The 237-nt window shown below is 65.4% G+C and carries 1 protein-coding gene; it reads left to right on the top strand.

All coding sequences use genetic code 11. The features are described 5' to 3' along the window. Positions 1-237, top strand: a 237-nt coding sequence (tnpA, locus tag QSK32_RS45430; RefSeq protein WP_285475574.1) for an IS200/IS605 family transposase, incomplete at both ends; no start/stop codon positions are given.

Genomic DNA, 237 nt, shown 5'->3' with positions numbered 1-237 from the left:
AGGAGATCATGCGGGACGTGTGCGCCGACTTCGAGGCCGAGCTGGTCGAGTTCAACGGCGAGAACAACCACGTCCACCTGCTCGTCAACTTCCCGCCCAAGGTGGCCGTGGCCCGCCTGGTCAACAGTCTCAAGGGCGTGTCCTCGCGTCGCCTTCGGCAGGAGTTCCCCGACCTGGTGCGCCACTACTACCGAGCCAACAAGCTCTGGTCGGGCTCGTACTTCGCGGGCTCCGTCG

The sequence above is a fragment of the Actinoplanes sp. NBRC 101535 genome, assembly GCF_030269225.1.
GTDB classification, from domain to species: Bacteria; Actinomycetota; Actinomycetes; order Mycobacteriales; family Micromonosporaceae; genus Actinoplanes; species Actinoplanes rectilineatus.
The sequence above is the reverse complement of the archived record's forward strand: the minus strand, read 5'-3'. Positions and strand labels throughout refer to the sequence as shown.